We start from the raw sequence: 22,785 nt of genomic DNA, 5'->3' as shown, positions 1-22,785 counted from the left end.
GCACAGGCCTTGATCGAATGCCTGTGATCGCATCCGTGGACCGATGCAGGATCCGGGCGTTCTGGGTGTGGATGTCGGTCCCTGCGGCCATACTGCTGGCCGGGTACCAGTCCCCGATCCGCCGGGGCCGGGCCACCGTCAGTGACCGAGGGGGAGGTCAAGTGACATACCCGCCGAATGTGCGCACGGCGCCGGAACACGCGCGGGCGCAGCCGCCCGTGCCCGCGACCGTACCCGCTCCGCCGCAGCGCGGGGCCCGGTCCGCGACGGCGGATCGGTTGCGGGCCACGGCGACGACCGAACCGGGCAGGCTGCAGATCATCGGGGCCGTACTGGCCCTGCTCGTCGTCGCGTTCGGGGCCGTGACGGCGTTCGAGATCGCCGACCGGGCGGCCGCAGCCGACGACGTGGTGAGCCGCAGCCAGCCGCTGAGCGCCGACGCGGCGGCCATCTACCGCTCGCTGGCCGATGCCGACACCGCGGCGGCGAGCGGCTTCCTGGCCGGGGCGCAGGAGCCGCGCGATGTCCATGACCGGTACGACAAGGACATCAAGGAGGCATCCCGGCTGCTGGTGAAGGCCGCGGCCAACACGGACGCGTCGACGGCCTCCGGGCACGAGATCACCACGCTCGGCGAGGAACTCCCCCGGTACACGGGTCTGATCGAGCGGGCCCGCGCCAACAACCGGCAGGGACTGCCGCTGGGCGGTGCGTATCTCCGCTACGCGAACCAGAAGATGACCAACGAACTGCTGCCTGCCGCCGAGCGGCTGTACACGGCGGAGACCGGGCGGCTCGACCGTGACATCGACTCGGCCAGGGCCCGGCCGTTCCTCTCGCTCGGGCTCGGTGCCGTAGCACTGGCCGCACTGTTGTGGGCGCAGCGGCGCAACTACCGCAGGACGAACCGGGTCTTCAACCACGGGCTGCTCGTCGCGACCGCCGCGTCCACCGTGGTGCTGCTGTGGCTGGCCGTGGGGCACACGGTGGCGCGGTCCGAGCTGCTGGACGCCGATGTGCACGGCCAGCGGTCCCTCGATGTTCTCAACCATGCGCGGATCGACTCGCTGAAGGCACGCGCCAATGAGAACCTCACCCTTGTCGCCCGCGGCGCGGTACTCACACCGGACGGCAGGAACGACAAGTACGAGACCGACTACAACACGGGCATGAAGGCCCTCGGTGAAGAGCTGAGGAAGGCCAGGAAGCTCGCCGACGACTCCCGGGGGAGCGGGCCGGTGGTGAACGCCGTCAACGGTGTCTCCGAGTGGCAGGGCCGCCACCGGACCGCCCGCGCGACCGACGACAACGGCGACTACAAGGGTGCGCTGAAGCAGATCATCGGGCCGAAGAACTCGACGGGTGAGTCCTTCAACCGGGTGGACGAGGCGCTGAAGCACGCGCTCGCCCATGAGCAGGGCGAGTTCACCCGGGCCGCGAAGGACGGACGCGGGGCACTGGGCGGGCTGCCGGTCGGGGCGGCGGCGCTGGCCGCGCTGGGTGCCGTCGCCGCGATCGTCGGGGTCAACCGCAGGCTCTCGGAGTACCGGTGAGAGGGGGAACGATGACCAGGAAGCGCACGGGGTCCGTCCGCGGCAGGCTGCGCGGCTGGGGCGGGGTGACGGGCATGGCCGTGGCCTGTGCGGTGACGGCCACGCTCACCCTGCTGCCGCTCTCCCACGGCCGCGCCGACGCCTTCGTCACGGACACCGCGGGACCGGGTGCGGCGCAGGCCGTGCAGACCCGGTCCGGCGACTGCACGGACCCGGAGGCGAGCCTGCCGCCGTCCAGTGCCGACGGCCCGAGCATCGCGAAGATCAAAGCCCGCGGAAAGCTGATCGCCGGTGTCGACCAGAACAGCTTCAGCTGGGGGTACCGCAATCCCGAGGCCGACAGGCTCGAAGGCTTCGACATCGATCTGGTGCGGGCCATCGCCGAGAACATCCTGGGCGATCCCGACGCGGTGATCTACCGGGCCATCCCCACCAACCAGCGGATCGCCGCTCTGGAGAACGACAAGGTCGATGTCGTCGTCCGGACAATGACGATCAACTGCGCCAGGCTGGAGCAGGTCTCGTTCTCCACCGCCTATTTCCAGGCCGGGCAGCAGGTCCTGGCGCCGAAGGACTCACCGATCACCGGGTTCGACAAGTCCCTGGCCGGGAAGCGGGTCTGCACCGCCGAGGGCTCCACCGCGTACGAGGCGCTGGAGAAGCAGTCGTTCGGCGCGGTCTTCAAGGACGAGCACGACGGCGCCGACACGGACGAGGACCGGCTCACCGTCCCCAACCAGCTGGACTGCCTGGTGCGGCTCCAGCTGGGTGAGGTCGACGCGGTGGTCACGGACAACGCGCTGGCGGCCGGCCAGGCCGCCCAGGACCCGGCGGTCGAGCTCAAGGGCGACAAACCGTTCACCACCGAGTACTACGGCGTGGCGGCGAAGCGCGGCGCGGACGATCTGGTGGCCCGGGTCAACCAGGTGCTGGTCGACTACCGCAGCGGTGGTGCGAACAGCCCCTGGATGCTGTCGTACCGGAAGTGGCTGGAGGCCGGTCTGCCGGGCATACCGGCGCCGCCGGCCCCCAAGTACCGGAGCAACTAGCGCCGGCCGGCCAGGTGTGCGCGCGGGCGCGGACCGGGCCGGCGAGGCGGTGGCACTGATCCTGCCGGGCCCGTCCCGGCAGGAAGAGCGGAGAGGTGATCGATGGGCGTCGCGGGCTCCTTCCCCGGCTATGCGGGGAGGTCCTCCGGCCCGGTCATGGACCGGGACGAGGCGGACCGTGCACTGGCCCGGCTGGGCGCGGAGCACGAGGCGATCGAGACCTCGCTCCTCGCCCTGCAGGATCACGCGGGACGTCGGCTCCTGGAGGGCGCCGATCTGACCGGCGTCACCAAGGAACGCTGGGCCTCCACCGAGCACTCGATCACGCTGCTGTGGGGGTATTTCGACGCCTACGCGGCGGCGCTGGCCGAGGCCCGCGAGGTGCGGGCCCGCCGGCGCCACCCCAACCGGGACGACCTGGTGGCCCTCACCGAACTGCTGCGCGGCCGGAGTGTCACCGTGGCCCATGCGGCCGGCCGGCCCGATCCGTCGGTCACGGGCCCGGCCAAGCTCTCCGAGCGGTTCACGCTGGAGGAGCTGGTCACCCGGATGAACGACCTGTACGCCCGCTCGCTGGACATGGTCGTCGCCTCCGACTCCGTGTGGTCCGCGCTGCCCGCCCGGATAGATCTCCTCGCCGCCGAGCTGCACCGCACCCGCTCGCTGGCGCACTCGGTCGGCGTACGGCCGGGTGAGCACCCGGCGGGCGACGACCTGGAGGCGATCACCCGTGAACTCATCACACTGCGGGTCCAGGTGATCTCCGATCCGCTCGCGTTCTGGTTGTCGGGCCCCGGCAGTTCGGCGCCCGGCGGCGGCCGCCCCGACACGACGCGCTACGACCGGGCAGCCCGCGCCCTGGACGACGTACGCCGCGAGATCGAGGCGGTGCTCTCGGTCCGGAAGGACGCCGAGCAGCGTCTGGTCCACCTACGTGATGTCCTCTCCCGCGCGGACCGCACCCTGACCGAGGCCCGGTCGGCGCGCGGCGAGGTGCTGGCGAAGATCGCCGCCTCCGAGGTGCCCGCGGTCAGCGGCCCGGCGACCGCACTCCAGGAGCGGCTGGCCGCCGCTTCGGAGTACCGCAGGCATGCGCAGTGGCACCGGCTCTCCCCCCTCCTGGAGACGCTGGAGCGGGAGGCCGAGGAGGAGCTGCTGCGGGCCCGTGAGTCGCTGACCGCGGTCACGGCTCCGCTGGCCGTACGGGCGGAGCTGCGCGGCAGGCTCGACGCGTACAAGGCGAAGGTCGCCCGGCACGGGCTGGCCGAGGATCCGCTGCTGATCGAGCGGTACGACGCGGCGCGCCGGATGCTGTGGAGCGCACCGTGCGATCTGCGGGTCGCCACGCAGGCGGTGCTGCGCTACCAGGAGGCGGCGGCCGAACTGCTGTCCCCGGACCGGGCCTCGGGACCGGAGGACCGGCGATGAGTGCGGGTGTGTGCAAGGTGGAAGGGCCGCTGCTGCGGCGGGGCGAACAGGGGGACGGACCATGAGTACGCAGTGCCAGCGCCCTGCGTGCGAGGGCGGTTACGAGGATGTGGGCGGCGGTGAGCTGTACTGCGACACCTGCGGTCTGGCTCCGGTCGTCTCGCCGACGGGCATGGTGAGTTCGCCGCCCACCGGGATCGCGGTCGGCGGTGGCGCGAGCAGCATGGGCAGCCGGGGCGGCAGCGGTTCGCGGGCCTCGTCCCGGGCGTCCTCGCCCACCTCGTCCCGCTCGTCGACCTCGCGGCGTTCCGTTTCGGGGCGGCTCTCGCGCTCGCTGTCCGGTGGCACCACGGCCCGTTCGGTGTCGGTGCGTTCCTCCGGTTCGCCCACGGGCGCGTCGTCCGGCCGGGGGAGGCTGGGCGCGGGCCTGGTACAGGTGCCTGACGTGCCGCGTCCCGACCCGCGTTCCGCGGTGATGCGGAACCCGCAGGTGCCGGAACGGAAGCGTTTCTGTTCACGTTCGGACTGCGGGGCCCCGGTGGGCCGGGCCCGCGGCGAACGGGCGGGCCGCACGGAGGGGTTCTGCACCAAGTGCGGCCACCCGTACTCCTTCGTGCCCAAGCTCCGCGAGGGCGACGTCGTGCACGGCCAGTACGAGGTCGCGGGCTGCCTGGCGCACGGCGGGCTCGGCTGGGTCTATCTCGCGGTCGACCGTGCGGTGTCCGACCGCTGGGTGGTCCTCAAGGGCCTGCTCGACACGGGCGACCAGGACGCCATGGCGGCCGCCATCTCGGAGCGCCGCTTCCTCGCCGAGATCGAGCACTCCAACATCGTCCGGATCTACAACTTCGTCGAGCATCTCGACCAGCGCACCGGCTCGCTCGACGGCTACATCGTGATGGAGTACGTCGGCGGCAAGTCGCTCAAGGAGATCGCGAACGAGCGCCGGACCCCGGCCGGGAGGCGCGATCCGCTGCCCGTCGAGCAGGCGTGCGCGTACGGCATCGAGGCGCTGGAGGCGCTCGGCCATCTGCACAGCCGCAACCTGCTGTACTGCGACTTCAAGGTCGACAACGCGATCCAGACCGAGGACCAGCTGAAGCTGATCGACATGGGCGCGGTCCGCAGAATGGACGACGACGAGTCGGCCATCTACGGCACGGTCGGGTACCAGGCGCCGGAGGTCGCGGAGGTCGGCCCGTCGATCGCCTCCGACCTGTACACGGTCGCGCGGACGCTCGCGGTGCTCACCTTCGACTTCCAGGGCTACACCAACGTCTTCGTGGACTCGCTGCCGGACCCGGACAACATCGAGGTGTTCCGGACCTATGAGTCGTTCTACCGGCTGCTGGTGCGGGCCACCGACCCGGATCCGGCGCGGCGGTTCGCCTCGGCGGCGGAGATGGCGGAGCAGCTGACGGGTGTGCTGCGCGAGGTGGTGTCGCTGCAGACGGGGCGTCCGCGTCCCGCGCTGTCGACGCTGTTCGGTTCAGAAGTACGGGTCATGGACACGCAGTTGTTCGCCGAGCTGACGGACGACGTATCGCGGCTGGGGGCACGGGCTGCCGCGTCGGCGCCGTCCGGGCGCTTCGGGCGGCGGCGGAACGGGGCGAGGGCCGGCTCGTACGCGCCGGCCCGGGCCGTGATTCCGGCTCCCCGCGTTCCGGCCGCCCCCGGTCCCGGTGCGCCGTCGGGGCCTTATGCCCTGAACGGCCCCCGGCTGGCCTGGTTCGACGCGCGGTCCACCTCGCTCGCGCTGCCCGTGCCCCGGGTCGACGCGAGCGACCCCAACGCGGGCTTCCTCGCCGGACTGATGACCACCGCCCCCTCCGAACTGATCGCCGCGCTGAACGCCGTGTCCGCGGCCTCGCTGGAGACCCGGCTGCGTGAGCTGCGCGCCCGCCTGGAGATGAACGAACTCGGTGCGGCCGGGCAGACGCTGACGGCGCTGGAGAGCCAGTACCCGGACGACTGGCGGGTCGTCTGGTACCGCGGCGTCACCTCGCTGGTGACCGGTGACAACGAGAACGCGGCGCTCTCCTTCGACGCGGTGTACGACGCGTTCCCCGGTGAGCCGGCGCCCAAGCTGGCGCTGGGTATCTGTGCCGAGGTCCTGGGCCAGCTGGACAACGCCGCCGAGTACTACCGGCTGGTGTGGACGACCGACCCGAGCTTCGTCAGCGCGGCGTTCGGCCTGGCCCGGGTGCAGCTCGCCGCCGGGGACCGGGCCGGGGCGGTCAGGGCGCTGGAGTCCGTGCCGGAGGCGTCGATCCACTACACGGCGGCCCGGGTCGCCGCGGTGCGCGCCCGGCTGCGTGAACGGGCACCGGACGAGCCGCTGATCGACGATCTGATGGCCGCCTCGGCCCAGGTCTCGGGGCTGGCCGGTTTCGGTCTGGACGCGGTACGCCGCGAGCAGTTGTCGACAGAGGTGCTGGGGACGGCGCTCGACTGGGTACTCTCCGGTAGTCCGACGGCTCGGTCCTCGGCCCCCCAGCCGTACCCGCCTGCCGGGTCGCCCGGGCCGAGAACACTGCTCGGCAGTGAGCTGGACGAGCGCGGCCTGCGTTTCGGGCTGGAGCGTTCGTACCGGATGCTCGCCCGGCTTGCAGAGCCCGGCGACGAGAGGATCGAACTGGTGGAGCGGGCCAACCGTTTCCGCCCCCGGACGTGGGTGTGAAAATGTCGCAGAAGCCCCAGGAGACGGCCCCGTCGAAGTGCCCCGGCTGCGAAGAGCCGCTGGAGCCGGCGGACCTGTTCTGCGGTGCATGCGGGTACGACCTGTCGGCCGTGCCCGGACCGCCGCAGGACCACCCGACGATCGCCACGGCCCTGCCGGCGGAGAACGGCGCGGCCGCCGCCCGCACTCCGGCGCATCGCCCGGCAGCGGTCCGCTTCGACGAGCCGGGCGGATCCGGCGACTTCGAGCCGGCCGCGCCCGGGGCCGCACCCGCATCCACGCCGTCCGCGGAGGTGTCTGCGCCCGACCCCCGTACCTCTGCCGCGAAGCCGCCCTCCACACCACCGGCCGGCAGCAAACGGTGTGTGGCCTGCCGCGCCGGCCGTGTCGACACCGACGGCTACTGCGAGAACTGCGGTCACGCACAGCCGCGCGAGCGCGACCACATGGAGCAGGAGCTCGGTTCGGTGGCCGCCGTCAGCGACCGGGGCCTGCGCCACCACCGCAACGAGGACTCGTTCGCGGTGTCGACCACCGCTCTGCCCGACGGTTCACCGGCCGTCGTCGCGATCGTCTGTGACGGCGTCTCTTCGGCAAGCCGCCCCGACGAGGCGTCTGCGGCCGCCGCGAGCGCCGCCAACGAATCGCTTCTGGAGTCGCTGCCGCGCGGTATCCATCCGCAGCAGGCGATGCACGAGGCGATCGTCGCAGCCGCCGAGTCGGTCAACTCCCTGGCCGAGGAGCCCGGTCAGGCCATGGAGCACGACACCCGCCGCCACCAGAACGCCCCGGCGTGCACCTTGGTCGGCGCGGTGGCGGCGGGTGGTCTGCTGGTCGTCGGCTGGGTCGGCGACAGCCGCGTCTACTGGGTGCCGGACGACCGCACCAAGCCGCCCGCCCGGCTGACCGAGGACGACTCCTGGGCCGCGCAGATGGTGGCGGCGGGCCTGATGAACGAGGCCGAGGCGTACGCGGACGTGCGCGCCCACGCCATCACGGGGTGGCTCGGCGCCGACGCGTACGAACTGGAGCCGCACACCGCGTCCTTCAGACCGGACCGGTCCGGTCTCGTGGTGGTGTGCACGGACGGCCTCTGGAACTACGCGGAGTCGGCTGCCGAGATGGCCGCGGCGGTGCCGGCCGACGCGCAGCTGCGGCCGTTGCACGGCGCCCAGGTGCTGGTGGGTCATGCACTCGACGGTGGGGGCCACGACAACGTAACAGTGGCCCTGATGCCGTTCGCCGTAGCGACGCAGGGGGCAGGATCGGCCTGCGGCACCACATGAGCCCCGTTCCACAGCGCTTGGTTCCGTTTCCGTCCGCCCACTCCACACCTGACGATTTCACTCGCGTTCGCCCGCTTTCAGCTGCATTTCTGCCCTCACAGCTGTCTTTCATCTGACACCTGGAGCCTCAAGGAGCCGATCGGATGGCCAACTTCTCCAAGTCGAACGTGCCGCGCTTCTCCGTCGAGGTGTACCAGAACGAATATCTGCCGGAGGGCGGTCGCGAGGTCAACGCGATCGTCACGGTCACCTCGACCGGAGGAGGCACCACCGGCGGCGTCCCGCTGTCCGGTGCGGCTGCCACGCCCGCGCACGTACCGGGGCAGGCTCCGAAAGCCGCCGTGGTGATCATGGTCGACTGCTCCGGTTCCATGGACTATCCGCCGACGAAGATGCGCAACGCCCGCGATGCGACGGCCGCGGCCATCGACACCCTGCGCGACGGCACCTCGTTCGCCGTGGTCGGCGGTACGCACGTCGCCAAGGAGGTCTACCCGGGCAACGGGAGGCTCGCAGTCGCCGATGCGCGGACCAGGGCCCGGGCGAAGGAGGCCCTGCGCGCGCTCAGCGCCGGTGGCGGTACGGCGATCGGCACCTGGCTGCGGCTGACCGACCGGCTGCTCGGCGCCGCCGATGTGGAGATCCGGCACGGCATCCTCCTCACCGACGGGCGCAACGAGCACGAGGCGCCGGAGGATCTGCGGGCCGCGCTCGAATCCTGCGCGGGCCGCTTCACCTGTGACGCCCGGGGTGTCGGCACCGACTGGGAGGTGAAAGAGGTCACGGCCGTGGCCTCCGCGCTGCTCGGCACGGCCGACATCGTCGCCGACCCGGCGGGGCTGGCCGCGGACTTCACGCAGATGATGGAGAACGCGATGGGCAAGGAGGTCGCGGATGTCGCGCTGCGGTTCTGGACGCCCGTCGGGGTCGAGATCAAGTTCGTGAAGCAGGTCGCACCGTCCGTCGTCGATCTGACCGGCCGCCGCACCGAGGCGGGCCCCCGCGCCGGGGACTATCCCACGGGTTCCTGGGGGGACGAATCCCGCGACTACCACCTGTGCGTACGGGTGCCGGAGGCCGGGATCGGGCAGGAGATGCTGGCGTCCCGGGTCTCGCTGATCCTCCCCGACCCGTCGGGCGGGGCCCCGCAGACCCTTTCGCAGGGTCTGGTACGGGCGGTGTGGACGCAGGACATGGCGGCGTCCACCTCGATCAACCCGCAGGTCGCGCACTACACGGGCCAGGCGGAACTGGCACAAGTCATCCAGCAGGGGCTCGATGCCCGCAAGTCGGGAGACTTCGGCGGCGCGACCGCGAAACTGGGCCGTGCGGTGCAGCTGGCAACGGCCTCCGGGAACGAGGACACCGCGAAACTTCTTTCGAAGGTGGTGGACGTCGTCGATGCCGCGACCGGTACTGTGCGACTGAAGGCGAAGGTCGCGGAGGCCGACTCGATGACACTCGAAACACGCTCCACCAAGACCGTTCGCGTCAAGAAATAGCCGCACAGCCGCGCGGTCGGGCCGCCCGGCCGGAGCGATCCGCCGGGTGGCGAAGAGCAACAGAAATGACGGCCCCCGGGGCCGGACGAGGAGAGGAGGAAGCGCCGACATGCCGACCTGCCCGAACGGACACCAGTCGGGTTCCGACGACTGGTGCGAGGTCTGCGGCCATCGCATGGCGGGTGCGGGCGCGCCCGCGGGTGCAGTTCCCCCGCCGCCTCCCCCGCCGCCCGCTCCCGGTTACGGCTTTCCGCAGGGCCCCGGCCCCGAAGCGACCCGGCAGGCCGAGCTCTGCCCGCAGTGCCGCACGCCGCGTGAGGCGATGGCGCCGTTCTGCGAGGAGTGCCGCTGGAACTTCCTCACGAGCACAGCGACGTCGTACACGCCGCTGGCGCCGTCCCACAGCATTCCCGGCCCTCCGCCCGGTCTCAACCTGCCGCCCGGCTTCCAGGCACAGCAGCCGCCGGGCCCTCAGCAGCAGCGCGATCCGTTCGAGTACCAGGGCTCGCGGCCCTCACAGGTGAACCGCCCGGCCGAGCCGCTCTCCCCCGACCAGGGAAGCCGGCCCGGGCCCCCGGCACCGGGGCCGCATTCGCCGGGTCCCCAATCGCCGGGGCCGCAGTCGCCACAGCCGCCGCAGCCGTTCCAGCAGCAGGGGCCGCCGCCGTCCTTCCCGCAGAAGACCGCGCCGCCCCCGCCGTTCCAGCAGCAGTCGGCGCCGCCCGCGTTCCAGCGGCCCGGTCCGCCCGCCCCGCAGGCCCCCCAGCCGCCGACGCCCCAGCCACCGGCCCCGCCCCAGGCGGCGCAGGCTCCGCAGTCCGGCGATGACGACGACTGGATGCTGTCGCCGCCGTCCCGAACGCAGGCCCCGCAGCCGTCGGCCCCGCCGCAGCAGCAACCGCCGTCCCCGGGTCGGAACCAGAACCAGCCGCCCGCGACCTGGACCGCGGTCGCCGCCCCGGACCGTGAGTACTTCCTGGCGATGATGCAGCGCAGCGGTCCCGAGGCGGCCGGGCTCAACCTGCCCGCGTACTCCCCGGAGCAGCAGCTTCCGCTGACCGGCAGCCAGATCACCATCGGTCGCCGCAGGAACAGCACCGGGGAGTCCCCCGACATCGATCTGTCCGTGCCGCCGGAGGACCCGGGCGTCTCGCACCAGCACGCGGTGCTGGTGCAGCAGCCCGACGGCAGCTGGGCCGTGGTCGACCAGAACTCCACCAACGGCACCACGCTCAACGGCGCCGAGGACCCGATCCAGCCCTATGTCCCCGTCCCGCTCCAGGACGGCGACAGGGTGCACGTCGGGGCGTGGACGACGATCACGATCCGCCGGGGCTGAGAGGCTGTCGGGTGACCTCTGACCGGGCCGTCACCCGACAGCCTCTGACCCGCGCTACCCGCTGGGCAGTGGCCAGGCGTACGGCCCCTCGGGGTCGTCCAGCCAGGCCCACTGCCGCCCGTCCCGGACCGTGATGCCGAACCTCTCCCGCTCGGGGCGTCTCTCGCGCTGCCAGAGGGAGAGGGCCTCGCGCGGGTCGAGGGTGGCCTCGGTCAGCGTGAGCAGGAACCGGAAGAGCTCGTTCTGGCTGACGCGCCTCGGCAGTGCGCCGGCGTGCGGGCGCCGTACGGGCTGCGGCTGCGTGCCGCGCAGCGGTACGAAGTACGCGGGCGTGTGCAGAAACCGGCCCTCGGCGTACTTCCCTTGCGCCCCTTCCCGTACCCGCAGCGCGATCAGTCCGGTGGCGAACGGTGCCAGAATCCGTGCGCCGGGCGTGCACTGGTCCAGCCAGGCCTGCGGTACGCACGTCAGGGTGCAGGTCGCGATGATCCGGTCGTACGGGCCGCGCGGGGGCCAGCCCCGCGCCCCGTCCCCGGTGATCACCGCCGGGTGGTATCCGGCCGCCGCCAGATGCCGGCGGGCCGACTCGGTGATCTCCGGGTCGAGGTCGACGGTGGTCACGGCGTCGTCACCGAGCCGGTGCGCGAGCAGCGCCGCGTTGTAGCCGCTGCCCGCGCCGATCTCCAGGACCCGCTGCCCTTCCTGTACGTCCAGCTCTTCGAGCATCCGGGCCATCAGCGACGGCTGGCTGCTCGACGAGATCAGCTCACCGTCCCGGATCCGGGTGGCCAGCGCCACGTCCGCGTACGCCCCGCGCAGCCACTGGGCCCGCCTGACCGGGTCGGGGTCCTCGCACCACAGGCGGTCGAATCCACCGCCCACGAAGTAGTACGGCACGAAGAGATGCCGCGGCACCTCCTCGAACGCGGCCAGCCATTGCGGATCACCCAGCTCCCCACCGGCCACGATCCCGCGCACCATCGCCCACCGCTCCTCGGCGGCGGCCGCGGCGAACTGATCCGGGCACGCGTCGTCCATACCTCCACCTTCCTGCGCCGGGGCCCCGGGGGCCAGGAACCGGGCCGGGGCGGGTCCTGCCGTGCCAGACGTCGCGCGGCGGACGGCAGTTCGACGAGACAGGACCTAGGACCCCGGTCCTCGGCCGGTGCGTCTGCGACGATGGACGGGTGACAGAGATTCCGCGCGACACCCTTCAGGAGCAGACCTTCTACGAACAGGTCGGCGGCGAGGAGACCTTCCGACGCCTGGTGCACCGCTTCTACCAGGGAGTCGCCGAGGACCCGCTGCTCCGGCCGATGTATCCGGAGGAGGATCTGGGTCCGGCCGAGGAGCGGTTCAGGCTGTTCCTGATGCAGTACTGGGGTGGGCCCCGTATCTACAGTGAGCAGCGCGGACATCCCCGGCTGCGGGTGCGGCACGTTCCGTTCCGGGTGGACCGGGCAGCTCATGATGCGTGGCTGGGCCATATGCGGGCCGCCCTCGACGAGCTCGGGCTGGCGCCGGAGCACGAGCGGCAGCTGTGGGACTACCTCACCTATGCCGCCGCCTCGATGGTGAACACCGAGGGCTGAGCACGCGTCCCTGTCCCCCGCCACAGGTGCGGAGTCCCCGCCACAGGTACGGAATGCGTTCCTCCGTATCCGATTAACGGTCACGATCCCATCAAGCTGTACACAAGCGGTTCCCAACGATGCGTACGTGCTGGAAGCATCCGTACAACGTCGGGGGGCGGGTGTGCGGTGAGGGTCCAGGGGGGCACGTGTGACGGGGTTCGTCTTACTTCGGGTGAGGGCCTATCGGCTCCTGCTCGCCGCCGCTGTCCTGGCCGTTGTGCTCACCACCTCGGTACTGGCCGCGCTCACCGCCTTCTCCGGCTCCATCGGTGACGCGGCGCTGCGTCACTCCCTCACCCATCGGTCGGCGAGCGCCGCCTCTCTCGTGATGTCCGCGCAGGTGGTGCCGGCGCAGCGGGACGCGGCCGACGCGATCGCCCGGAAAACCGCCCGCGACACCTTCGACGGCCTTCCCGTGACCGTCCGGACGCTGGAGACGTCGGGGACGTACGCGCTGCCGCGCGGCCTTCGGGCTCCGGACGTCCGGGGCGGCGATCCGGATCTCACCCGCTTCGCCTCGCTCGACCGCAGCCGCATCCGGCTCACCGCGGGCCGCATGCCGGCGGCCGGGAACGGGAAGGCCGGTGATCCCGTCCAGGTCGCTCTGCCCCACGCCGCCGCCCGGGACCTGAAGCTGCGGCCCGGCTCGCGGCTCACCCTCACGGACCGGCTGGACGACAAGCCGTTGCGCGTCCTGGTCACCGGGGTCTACGCGGCATCCGACCGGACAGACCCGTACTGGCAGTTGGACGAGCTCGGCGGGCGCGGTATCCGCAAGGTCGCTTTCACGACGTACGGTCCGCTGCTCACCGACCCTGCCGTGACCGGTTCCGGACGGGTCAGCTCCGGCAACATGTCCTGGCTGGCAACCGCCGATTTCCGCACGGCCACCACGGACCGGATGGACGCACTGCACAGTGCTGCCCTGGCTGCTCCGAAGAAGCTGCAGGCCGCCCCCGAGTTCAGGACCGGCGCCACTGTGCAGACCTCGCTCCCCCGAGTGCTGGAGCAGATCGACCGGGCGCTGCTGGTGTCCCGTTCGACGCTGATGATCGTGGCCGTCCAGCTGGTGCTGCTCGCCGGTTACGCGCTGCTGCTGGTGGCCCGGCTGCTGAGCAGTGAGCGCGACGGCGAGACCCGGCTGCTGCGGGCCCGCGGCGGATCGCGCGGCCGCATCACCACGTTCGCAGCGATCGAGGCACTGCTGCTGGCGTTGCCCGCCGCGCTCGTCGCCCCGCTGCTCGCCGGGCCGCTGACCCGGCTGCTCGCGGACCGCGGCGCACTGTCCCGGATCGGGCTGCGGCTCGAAGCGGGCGCCACCGCCACCGTATGGCTGGTCGCCGCCGTCGCCGCGCTCACCTGCGCGCTGGCCGTCGTGGCGCCCGCGCTGGCGGCCGGTGCCGGGGACCGTCGGGCCGGCCGTGCCGCGGCGCTTCCCGCGCCGCTCCGGGCGGGTGCCGACATCGGCCTGCTGGTGATCGCGGCGGTGGCGTACTGGCAGCTCGACCGCCGGACCACGGGGTTCGGCGGCGGTGCGCTGAGCGGAGACCGGCAGGGGGAACTCGGTGTCGACCCGCTGCTGGTCGCGGCTCCCGCGCTGTTGCTGCTCGCGGGCACCGTACTGACACTGCGGCTGCTGCCGCCCGCGGCCAGGCTCGCGGAACGCGGTGCGTCCGGCGGCCGGGGGCTGATCGCGGCCCTGGCCGGCTGGCAGTTCAGCCGGCGCCCGCTGCGTCATGCCGGACCGGTGCTGCTGCTGATCCTGGCAGTGGCGATGGGCATGCTGGCCATCGGGCAGGGCGCGTCCTGGGACCGTTCGCAGGACGACCAGGCGGACTTCAGGGCCGGTGCGTCGCTGCGCGTCCTGGCCAGTGCCGACGACGACCCGGAGGAGGCGGGCAGGTACGCGCGGCTGTCGGGCGTACGGGAGGCGGCGCCCGCGTTCCGTACGACCACGGAGCTCACCGGTCAACGCACCGCCGAGGTCCTCGCCCTGGACACCGCGCACGCCTCCGAGCGGATGCTGATCCGCGACGACCTCGTCGACCGGCCGCGGGAGCATCTGTTCGACCCGCTCGCCCCGCCGAGGGCCGCACGGGCCGGGCTGCCGCTGCCGAAGAACAGCGAACAGGTCCGGTTCGATGTGCGGATCACGGCGGCCGGGGCGCACGGGCGGCCGTCGCCGGACGCCACCGCGCCGCTCCTCACCGTGCTGCTGGAGGATCGTTACGGCCTTCCGTACCGGGTGCAGGCCGGAGCCGTACCCGTCGACGGCAGGACGCATCCGTTGGCCTTCGCGGTGGCGTCCACGGGTGACCTCGCCGTGACCGGGTTCGAGCTGGACGGCAACCCTCCGGACGGTCCGGGCGAGTCGCACCGGCTGGACATCGGCGCCCTCAGGACCGTGACGGCCGACGGAGCCGAGCAGGCGGTCCCGGTCCCCGAAGGGTTCCGCTGGAACGCCGAACAGACCGACTGGACCGCCGAACTGACCGACACCGGATCCGGTGAGGCGCGCCCCGGCGTTCCGGTGGACGCGACGGCCTCCGCGAAGAGCCCACTGGCCATCGGATACGACCCCGGCTCGGCCGCGGACCCGTGGGAAGCGCCGCGCGCCTTCTCCGTGCGGGCCACCGCGCCCCGTCCCGACGCGCCGATGCCGAACGCCATCGTCACCGACGCGTATCTGAAGGCCGCCGGAGCGAGGAAGGGGCAGAGCGTCGACATCACGCTGGCCGGCGAGACGGTCCGGGTGAAGATCGTGGATGTGGTGCGCAGGCTGCCGACCACTGGCCCCGGCACCGGCTCCGATGCCTCCGCTACCGGCCTCGGCCGGGACCGGGACGGCGGAGCCCTGCTGCTCGACTTCAGGGCCGTCGCCCAGGTCTTGACACAGCGCCCGGGCGCTGTGTTCAACGCCAACGAGTGGTGGCTGAGCACCGCCCCCGGACAGGCTGGAAAGGTCGCGGCCGCGCTGCGCGCACAGCCCGACATCGATCCGGCACAGGTCCAGGTGCGTGACGAGATCGCCCGGGAACTGGTCAGCGATCCGCTGGGCGCCGGGCCGCAGTCCGCGCTGCCCGCGGTGGCGGTCGTCGCCGCGGCCCTGGCCGCGGTCGGCTTCGCGGTGAGCGCCGTCGGCGCGCAGCGGGAAAGGAACGCGGAGTTCGCGGTCCTGCGGGCGCTGGGTACGCCACGCCGACGGCTGACCAGGATGATCGCCGCCGAACAGGGCGTGCTGATCGCGATCGCGCTGCTGGCCGGGACCGTGCTCGGGGCCGTACTGAACCGCGCCGTCGTGCCGCTCATCGTGCTGACCGCGCAGGCCACCATGCCGGTGCCCGAGGTGCTGGTGCAGTTGCCGGCCGGGCAGATCGCGGCGTTGCTGGCGGGCGTCGCCGCGCTTCCGCTGGTGGTCATCGTGTCCCTCGCCCTGCGCGGCCCCGACCCCGCGTCCTCGCTGCGCCTCCAGGGAGACAACTGACATGGCTCCGCGTTCCGTTCGAGACCGCAGCGTCCCCGTCGCCTGTGCGCCCTGGGTCCGTACCCGGTTGCGCAGCGCTCCCGGCGCGGCTTGGGCGCTGGGGCTGCTGGTGCTGCTGACGTCGTTCCTCGCCGCCGCCTTCCCGCGCGCCGTCGAACGTTACGAGAACGAGGGGCTGCGCCATGACATCGCCGTCGCGGACCCCCGGCACAGTGTTCTGGAGCTCGGCGCGCCGCAGCCCGACCTCCAAATACCCCAGGCAGAGCGCGAGGCAGAGGTGCGTGAGGCGGGGCTGGCGTCCGCCTATCGGGCGGCACTGTCCGCGCTGCCCGACGTGGTGCGTACCGACACCGCCCAGTCCTCGTACGGCTTCCGCACCGGGAAGCCGATCGCCGCGCAGGAGAGCTGGCTGTCCCGGCCGGACCGCATCGACCCCGAGCTGACCTACTCGACTCTGCCGGCCCTCCCGGACCACGCCACCCTGCACTCCGGGAAGTGGCCCGCCGTCCACGGCGAGGTCTCCTCGGACACGCCGGAGGTGGAGGGCGCGGTCACCGAGGAGACGGCGAAAGCCCTGCGGATCAAGGCCGGTTCGGCCATCTCCCTGCCGACCGGCGGCAGGACACCGCTGACCGTACGGATCACTGGCATCGTCACCCCCGAGCGCCCCGAGGCGGCCTACTGGTCGGCCCAGCCACTGCTCCGGACCCCGGCCCTGCTTCCCGAACCGGATCTGGAACCTCCGCGATACCACTGGGCCGCGGCTGTCCTGCTGCCGCCGGATGCCGCGCCCGCACTGCTCGCCACCACGGGTGCCCCGGAGGCGTTCTGGCGGTTCGCGCCGGACAGCTCCCGCCTCACCGCCTCCGACGTGCCGGAACTGCGCTCGTCGATCGCCTCGCTGGAAGGCGGTCCCGGGCTGGTGAAGCTGCGTGCGGCGGTCGACGAAAACGCCGAGCTCTCGACGGACATGGACGAGATCGTCACCCGGTACGACACCTTGCGTACGGCGATCGGCCCGATCGTGACGGTCGCCGCCGTGGGCATCGGAGCCGTCGCCGCCGTAGTCCTGCTGATGACCGGCGGGCTGATCGGGGTACGGCGCCGCAGCGAACTGGCGCTGCTGCGCTCACGCGGCGGGTCGCTGCGCGGCATCGGCGGGCGGCTGCTCGCCGAGACGGCGGTCACCGTGGTGCCCGCGGCGGCGCTGGGGCTGCTGATCGCCGTGGCGACCGTCGGGCAGGCCCGGCTGTGGCCCTCGGCCGCAGGCGCGGCCGCCGTCGCCGTACTGGTCTGCGCCGCCCTGCCGCTGCGTACGACGCTGCAGCACCGCAGGCCGCAGCTGCACGGAGCCCGCGACGACCTGATGAGCGCCCGCCCCTCACGGCGGCGCACGGTCGCCGAACTCACCCTGCTGATGCTGGCCGTGGGCGCGGTCGTCGCCCTGCGCCGACGCGGTACCGGGGGCGACGGCGGTGGCGACCTGCTGATCAGCGCCGCCCCCGTACTCGTCGGGCTGATCGCCGCCCTGGTCCTCGTACGTCTCCTTCCGCTGCCGCTGCGTCTCGCCTCGCGCTCCGTCGCCCGGCGGCGCGGTGCGGTCGGCTTCCTGTCGCTGGCCCGCGCCGGGCGCACCTCGGCGGGCGGCACGCTGCCGCTGCTCGCGCTGCTGATCGCGCTGAGCACGGCGGCGTTCGGCGGCTCGGTGCTCGCGGGCGTCGCCGACGCGCGGGACGACGCGGCGGTGCGCGCGACGGGCGCGGACGCCCGGATCGACGGCCCGGGCATCTCCGTGCCGCTGCCGGACCGCCTGATCCGGGAGGTGCGGGAAGCGGGCGGCGTACAGGATGTGACGGGGGTGCGGATCGAGTACGACGTTCCGCTGCCGGCCGACGGGTCCGGGGCCCAGCGCACCAAGAACGCCACCCTGGTGGGCGTCGACCCGGCAACGTATGCGCGGCTGGCCCGCGCGACCGGCCTCGGGCCGTTCTCCGCCGACCGGTTGAAGGCTTCCGGTCCCGCGGCTCCGAAGGGGACGGCGCCGTCCAGGGACCGGGAGCTGCCCGTCATCGTCTCGCCGTCCGTCGCCGAGCGGCTCGGCGACGGACCACGCGACCTCTCCACGGCGGCCGGGAACTTCAAGGTGCGGGTGGCGGGTACCGTCCTGCGCACCCCCGCCGTCTCCGACAGCGACTTCGTGATCGTCGACGCCTCATCGCTCTCCCGCCGGCAGACCACCACCCTGCTGGTGACCGGCGGCTCCCTGGACGCGAAGGCGCTGCGCACGGCGACGCACCACGCGGGCAAGGACTTCTCCCTGCGGCTGCGCTCCGAGGAACGCCAGGCCTTCGTCGACACCCCCATGCAGCGCGGCGCCGAGGGGATCTACACGGCGGCGGTCGCGGCCGGCGCGGGCTACGCCCTGCTCGCCGTCCTGCTGTCGCTGCTGCAGACCGCACCGGAACGCACCGCCCTGCTGGCCCGGCTGCGGACCATGGGCCTCACCCCCCGGCAGGGCAGACGGCTCCTCGGCCTCGAAGCGATGCCGCAGGTGCTGCTGGCCGCCGTCGGCGGGCTGTTCGTCGGATGGGCGACGACCGCCCTGCTGGCGCCGGGCGTCGACCTGGTGAGCCTCGCGCTCTTTGCCGGGCCGCGCTCCGGCGCGACCGACACCGTTCTGCTGCGGGCCGACCCGTGGTCGCTGACGCTTCCGGCGCTCGGCGTGGTCGTCCTCGCCGCCGCCGTGGCCGCCGTCCAGGCCTGGTGGGCCGGCCGCCGCGGACCGATCACCGAACTCAGGGCAGGAGACCCCCGATGACGTCGCCGTCGACCCCCACCACCCTGGCCGAGCTCGAACAGCGGGCCGCCGCACGCCGCGACCGGCCCTCCTACGGGCACGACGCGGTGATCGCCTGCGACCGTCTGGTCCGCATCTTTTCCACGGACGGGGTGGAGGTGCAGGCCCTCCAGGGCCTCGATCTGCTGGTCGCCGAGGGCGAGTTGATGGCCCTGGTCGGTGCGTCCGGCAGCGGCAAGTCGACCCTGATGAACATCCTGGCGGGCCTCGACGTGCCCACAGCCGGGTCGGCGAAGGTAGCAGGGTCCGATCTGCTGTCGATGGGAGCGAAGGAACGGCTCCGCTACCGCCGGGACGTCGTCGGCTTCGTCTGGCAGCAGACCGCCCGCAATCTGCTCCCGTACCTCAGCGCCGTCCAGAACATCACCCTGCCGATGCAGCTGAGCGGCCGGGGCCGGAACCGTGAACGGACCGCGCGCGCCGAGTCGTTGCTCCGGATGCTGGGCCTGGAGGAAGTCCGCGACCGGCGCCCGCAGCAGCTCTCCGGCGGCCAGCAGCAGCGGGTGGCGATCGCCGTCGCGCTCGCCAACAGCCCGTCGGTGCTGCTCGCCGACGAACCGACCGGCGAACTCGACTCCGCCACCGGCGAGCAGGTGTTCGCCGCGTTCCGCCGCGCCAACGAGGAGCTCGGCACCACGATCGTGATCGTCACCCACGACCAGGCGGTGGCGAACGAGGTCCGCCGCACGGTCGCCATCCGCGACGGCCGTACGTCCTTCGAGGTGCTGCGCCGCACCGAGGTCGACGCGGCGACGGGCCTGGAGTCCCAGGTGGCCCGCGAGTACGCAATGCTCGACCGCGCGGGCCGGCTGCAACTGCCCGCCGAATACACGGAGGCGCTCGGAATGGAGCACCGCGTGATGCTGGAGCTGGAGCAGGACCACATCGGCGTCTGGGCGGACGACCAGCCGCACCCGTAACGGGTGTCGGTGGTGCCGGCACCGGGCCGCTTCGACCGGGTGGCCCGATGTTCCCGCGTCACTGGCGTCGTGCCGTTGCTCAGCGCGCGCCCACCGTTACCGCGAGCGTGCCGAGTCCGCTGCCCGGGCCGCGCAGGGCGATCGAGCCGAACGGGGTGCGCAGCCGCAGCCAGGAACCGGCCGCGAGCAGGGCGACCGGGAAGTCCGGCGCCGGGCGGAGGAAGCCCAGGGACTGGGCGGCGTGGACGGCACGCAGCGGAAGTTCGGTGCCCGCGACCGTGCGCGACCAGATCTCGCGCCCGATCAGGTCCCGCTCCGCCCGGGTACGGCGCTCCTCGGGCAGGGCCTCGTCGCGGGAGCGGAACTCCGCCACCGCGGCGGTGACTGCTGTGCGCAGGGAGACCGGGTCGGGCAGGCCCGGCAGTTCGTGCCAGCCGCCGCGGGGCGGGAGGACACCCGTCCACGGCGGCCCGGTGACGGGTGCGGGCAGGGCGCCCGAACCGGCTGCCGTGCCCTCGACGCCGAGGGTTTCGAGGAGTTCACCGGCGGACACCGTGACGTCCAAGTCGTGCGGGCCGGCCAGCCGCGCCGCCCGGACCGCCAGGACCTCGAACGACGGCGGCCTGCCGAACACGGCCAGCGCACTGCCGCCCGCCTGCATCCGCACCGCGGCGGCCCGGTCGTAGTGGAGCAGCCGGCCGAGGAAGGCCGCGAGATCCGCGGCCTCCCTCGGGTCGGCGAACTCCAGCGACCGCACGGGCACCGTCATACTGCGGCAGGCTCCTCGGCCAGGAACTGCCGGAGGAAGAAGTTCTCCTCGGCGGAGATCCGCCGGGGCCGCGCCTGAGCCAGGTCGTACGGCACGACGACGGTCGAGGCCCGTACATAGACCTGGTCCGGGTCCTTGATCTCGTACGCGATCGTCAGCGACGCGGCACCGATCTTCGTGACCCACGACTCGACGGTCACCGGCTCGTGCCGGTGGACCAGCGGCCGTACGTAGTCGATCTCGTGCCGCGCCACGACGGACCCGCCCGAGAAGGACGGCGAACCGTCCCCCGGCGCCAGCCGGAACATGAAGTCGATGCGCGCCTCCTCCAGATAGCGGAGGAAGACCACGTTGTTGACGTGGCCGAAGGCATCCATGTCCGACCAGCGCAGCGGGCAGTTGTAGATGTGACGTGCCAAGACGATCAGCCTCGCGTGAGCTTCTTGTACGTGGCACGGTGCGGGCGGGCCGCTTCCGCGCCGAGGCGGTCGACCTTGTTCTTCTCGTACGACTCGAAGTTGCCCTCGAACCAGTACCACTTGGAGTCGCCCTCGTACGCCAGGATGTGCGTGGCGACGCGGTCCAGGAACCAGCGGTCGTGGGAGATGACCACAGCGGCGCCCGGGAACTCCAGCAGGGCGTTCTCCAGCGAGGACAGGGTCTCGACGTCGAGGTCGTTGGTGGGCTCGTCGAGAAGCAGCAGGTTGCCGCCCTCCTTGAGCGTCAGCGCCAGGTTCAGGCGGTTGCGCTCACCACCGGAGAGCACACCGGCCGGCTTCTGCTGGTCCGGGCCCTTGAAGCCGAACGCGGAGACATACGCCCGCGAGGGCATCTCGACCTGGCCGACGTTGATGTAGTCCAGCTCGTCCGAGACGACGGCCCAGAGCGTCTTCTTCGGGTCGATGTTGGCGCGGGACTGGTCGACGTAGGAGATCTTGACCGTGTCGCCGATCTTGATGGAGCCGGTGTCCGGGGTCTCCAGGCCCTGGATCATCTTGAACAGCGTGGTCTTGCCCGCGCCGTTCGGACCGATGACGCCGACGATGCCGTTGCGCGGCAGCGTGAACGACAGGTCGTCGATCAGGACCTTGTCGCCGAAGGCCTTCGAGAGGTTCTCGACCTCGACGACGATGGAACCGAGCCGCGGGCCCGGCGGAATCTGGATCTCCTCGAAGTCCAGCTTCCGCATCTTCTCCGCCTCGGCCGCCATCTCCTCGTAACGAGCCAGACGTGCCTTGGACTTGGTCTGCCGGCCCTTGGCGTTGGAGCGGACCCACTCCAGCTCTTCCTTGAGCCGCTTGGCGCGCTTCTCGTCCTTGCGGCCCTCGACCTTGAGGCGGGCGGCCTTCTTGTCGAGGTACGTGGAGTAGTTGCCCTCGTACGGCAGCGCGCGGCCGCGGTCGAGTTCGAGGATCCACTCGGCGACGTTGTTCAGGAAGTAACGGTCGTGGGTGACTGCGACCACGGCACCCGTGTACTTCGAGAGGTGCTGCTCCAGCCAGTTCACCGACTCGGCGTCGAGGTGGTTGGTGGGCTCGTCGAGGAGCAGCAGGTCGGGGGCCTCGATCAGCAGCTTGCAGAGCGCGACACGGCGCTTCTCGCCACCGGAGAGGTTGACGACCGGCCAGTCGCCGGGCGGGCAGCCCAGGGCGTCCATGGCCTGCTCCAGCTGCGCGTCCAGGTCCCACGCGTTGGCGTGGTCCAGGTCCTCCTGGAGCTTGCCCATCTCCTCCATCAGCGCGTCGGAGTAGTCGGTCGCCATGAGCTCGGCGACCTCGTTGAAGCGCTTGAGCTTGCCCATGATCTCGGCGGCGCCGTCCTGGACGTTCTCCAGGACCGTCTTCGCCTCGTCGAGCTTCGGCTCCTGCATGAGGATGCCGACGCTGAAACCGGGCGACAGGAACGCGTCACCGTTGGACGGCTGCTCCAGACCCGCCATGATCTTCAGCACCGTGGACTTACCGGCGCCGTTGGGGCCCACGACACCGATCTTCGCGCCGGGCAGGAAGTTCAGGGTGACGTCATCGAGGATCACCTTGTCGCCGTGCGCTTTGCGCGTCTTGCGCATGGTGTAGATGTACTCAGCCAAGAGAAACCGTCCGGCTATCGATGTGTGGGCAGATACACCCCATCTTGCCTGACGGCCGTCCAAGGATGGAAACCAGTCCGGTCCGCGGAACACCCTGCGCCGCCTTCCGGCATGCGGTGGCCCTGGTACGCGGACGCGTACCGGGGCCACCATCAGGCAAACGTGACAGATTGCCTACGGTTCGTCACTCCGTGG

General features: G+C 72.1%; 15 protein-coding genes. 11 read left to right on the top strand and 4 right to left on the bottom strand.

Going from position 1 to position 22,785, the window contains the following annotated elements; genetic code table 11:
- Positions 1-161: 161 nt before the first annotated feature.
- The 7 genes from ACH4EW_RS03395 (at position 162) to ACH4EW_RS03365 (ending at position 10,837) form a co-directional block, all read left to right on the top strand.
- Complete coding sequence (locus tag ACH4EW_RS03395) at positions 162-1,553, top strand: hypothetical protein (RefSeq protein WP_398250643.1); 1,392 nt, start codon at positions 162-164, stop codon at positions 1,551-1,553.
- 11 nt (positions 1,554-1,564) lie between these two features.
- On the top strand, positions 1,565-2,602 hold the full coding sequence (locus ACH4EW_RS03390; RefSeq protein ID WP_398250640.1) for a glutamate ABC transporter substrate-binding protein: 1,038 nt from the start codon (positions 1,565-1,567) through the stop codon (positions 2,600-2,602).
- 102 nt (positions 2,603-2,704) lie between these two features.
- Positions 2,705-4,030: a hypothetical protein gene (locus tag ACH4EW_RS03385; protein ID WP_398250637.1), complete on the top strand. Its 1,326-nt coding sequence runs from the start codon at positions 2,705-2,707 to the stop codon at positions 4,028-4,030.
- Positions 4,031-4,091: 61 nt separating this feature from the next.
- Positions 4,092-6,710: a tetratricopeptide repeat protein gene (locus ACH4EW_RS03380; RefSeq protein WP_398250634.1), complete on the top strand. Its 2,619-nt coding sequence runs from the start codon at positions 4,092-4,094 to the stop codon at positions 6,708-6,710.
- The gene (locus ACH4EW_RS03375; protein ID WP_398250631.1) at positions 6,707-7,996 is read left to right on the top strand and encodes a PP2C family protein-serine/threonine phosphatase; all 1,290 of its coding nucleotides are present in this window, start codon (positions 6,707-6,709) and stop codon (positions 7,994-7,996) included. The genes ACH4EW_RS03380 and ACH4EW_RS03375 overlap by 4 nt, the downstream gene beginning before the upstream one ends.
- Before the next feature lie 143 nt (positions 7,997-8,139).
- Positions 8,140-9,498, top strand: a complete 1,359-nt coding sequence (locus tag ACH4EW_RS03370; protein WP_398250628.1) for a VWA domain-containing protein — start codon at positions 8,140-8,142, stop codon at positions 9,496-9,498.
- 109 nt (positions 9,499-9,607) lie between these two features.
- Complete coding sequence (locus ACH4EW_RS03365; RefSeq protein WP_398250625.1) at positions 9,608-10,837, top strand: FHA domain-containing protein; 1,230 nt, start codon at positions 9,608-9,610, stop codon at positions 10,835-10,837.
- Between the two features lie 54 nt (positions 10,838-10,891).
- Here ACH4EW_RS03365 and ACH4EW_RS03360 read toward each other — a convergent pair whose 3' ends face one another.
- Positions 10,892-11,875, bottom strand: a complete 984-nt coding sequence (locus tag ACH4EW_RS03360) for a methyltransferase domain-containing protein (RefSeq protein ID WP_398250623.1) — start codon at positions 11,873-11,875, stop codon at positions 10,892-10,894.
- 149 nt (positions 11,876-12,024) lie between these two features.
- Between ACH4EW_RS03360 and ACH4EW_RS03355 the strand changes: the two genes are divergently transcribed.
- The 4 genes from ACH4EW_RS03355 (at position 12,025) to ACH4EW_RS03340 (ending at position 19,732) form a co-directional block, all read left to right on the top strand.
- Positions 12,025-12,429 carry a globin gene (locus ACH4EW_RS03355; protein WP_398250620.1) on the top strand — a complete coding sequence of 135 codons (405 nt, stop codon included), beginning with the start codon at positions 12,025-12,027 and terminating at the stop codon, positions 12,427-12,429.
- A 190-nt stretch (positions 12,430-12,619) separates the two neighbouring features.
- Positions 12,620-15,955: an FtsX-like permease family protein gene (locus tag ACH4EW_RS03350; RefSeq protein ID WP_398250617.1), complete on the top strand. Its 3,336-nt coding sequence runs from the start codon at positions 12,620-12,622 to the stop codon at positions 15,953-15,955.
- Position 15,956: 1 nt separating this feature from the next.
- Positions 15,957-18,773, top strand: a complete 2,817-nt coding sequence (locus ACH4EW_RS03345; RefSeq protein ID WP_398250614.1) for an FtsX-like permease family protein — start codon at positions 15,957-15,959, stop codon at positions 18,771-18,773.
- Positions 18,770-19,732, top strand: coding sequence for an ABC transporter ATP-binding protein (locus ACH4EW_RS03340; protein ID WP_398250611.1), 963 nt, complete (start codon positions 18,770-18,772; stop codon positions 19,730-19,732). The genes ACH4EW_RS03345 and ACH4EW_RS03340 overlap by 4 nt, the downstream gene beginning before the upstream one ends.
- A gap of 79 nt (positions 19,733-19,811) precedes the next feature.
- Here ACH4EW_RS03340 and ACH4EW_RS03335 read toward each other — a convergent pair whose 3' ends face one another.
- The 3 genes from ACH4EW_RS03335 to ettA are packed head-to-tail and all read right to left on the bottom strand — an operon-like array spanning position 19,812 to position 22,590.
- On the bottom strand, positions 19,812-20,501 hold the full coding sequence (locus tag ACH4EW_RS03335) for a hypothetical protein (protein WP_398250608.1): 690 nt from the start codon (positions 20,499-20,501) through the stop codon (positions 19,812-19,814).
- Positions 20,498-20,920, bottom strand: coding sequence for an acyl-CoA thioesterase (locus ACH4EW_RS03330; RefSeq protein ID WP_398250605.1), 423 nt, complete (start codon positions 20,918-20,920; stop codon positions 20,498-20,500). Before ACH4EW_RS03330 ends, ACH4EW_RS03335 begins: the two co-directional genes overlap by 4 nt.
- Positions 20,921-20,925: 5 nt before the next feature.
- Positions 20,926-22,590, bottom strand: a complete 1,665-nt coding sequence (gene ettA / locus ACH4EW_RS03325) for an energy-dependent translational throttle protein EttA (RefSeq protein ID WP_398250603.1) — start codon at positions 22,588-22,590, stop codon at positions 20,926-20,928.
- Positions 22,591-22,785: the final 195 nt, after the last annotated feature.

This window comes from Streptomyces sp. NPDC018000 (genome assembly GCF_044328025.1).
Taxonomy (GTDB): Bacteria; Actinomycetota; Actinomycetes; order Streptomycetales; family Streptomycetaceae; genus Streptomyces.
This window is presented reverse-complemented; position numbering and strand designations above follow the sequence as displayed.

What these genes read in the sequence shown, in the direction of transcription:
- ACH4EW_RS03335 (WP_398250608.1), bottom strand. Translation starts at nt 20,501, where the DNA reads ATGACGGTGCCCGTGCGGTCGCTGGAGTTCGCCGACCCGAGGGAGGCC.
- ACH4EW_RS03340 (WP_398250611.1), top strand. Translation starts at nt 18,770, where the DNA reads ATGACGTCGCCGTCGACCCCCACCACCCTGGCCGAGCTCGAACAGCGG.
- ACH4EW_RS03360 (WP_398250623.1), bottom strand. Translation starts at nt 11,875, where the DNA reads ATGGACGACGCGTGCCCGGATCAGTTCGCCGCGGCCGCCGCCGAGGAG.
- ACH4EW_RS03385 (WP_398250637.1), top strand. Translation starts at nt 2,705, where the DNA reads ATGGGCGTCGCGGGCTCCTTCCCCGGCTATGCGGGGAGGTCCTCCGGC.
- ACH4EW_RS03370 (WP_398250628.1), top strand. Translation starts at nt 8,140, where the DNA reads ATGGCCAACTTCTCCAAGTCGAACGTGCCGCGCTTCTCCGTCGAGGTG.
- ACH4EW_RS03380 (WP_398250634.1), top strand. Translation starts at nt 4,092, where the DNA reads ATGAGTACGCAGTGCCAGCGCCCTGCGTGCGAGGGCGGTTACGAGGAT.
- ACH4EW_RS03345 (WP_398250614.1), top strand. Translation starts at nt 15,957, where the DNA reads ATGGCTCCGCGTTCCGTTCGAGACCGCAGCGTCCCCGTCGCCTGTGCG.
- ACH4EW_RS03365 (WP_398250625.1), top strand. Translation starts at nt 9,608, where the DNA reads ATGCCGACCTGCCCGAACGGACACCAGTCGGGTTCCGACGACTGGTGC.
- ACH4EW_RS03390 (WP_398250640.1), top strand. Translation starts at nt 1,565, where the DNA reads ATGACCAGGAAGCGCACGGGGTCCGTCCGCGGCAGGCTGCGCGGCTGG.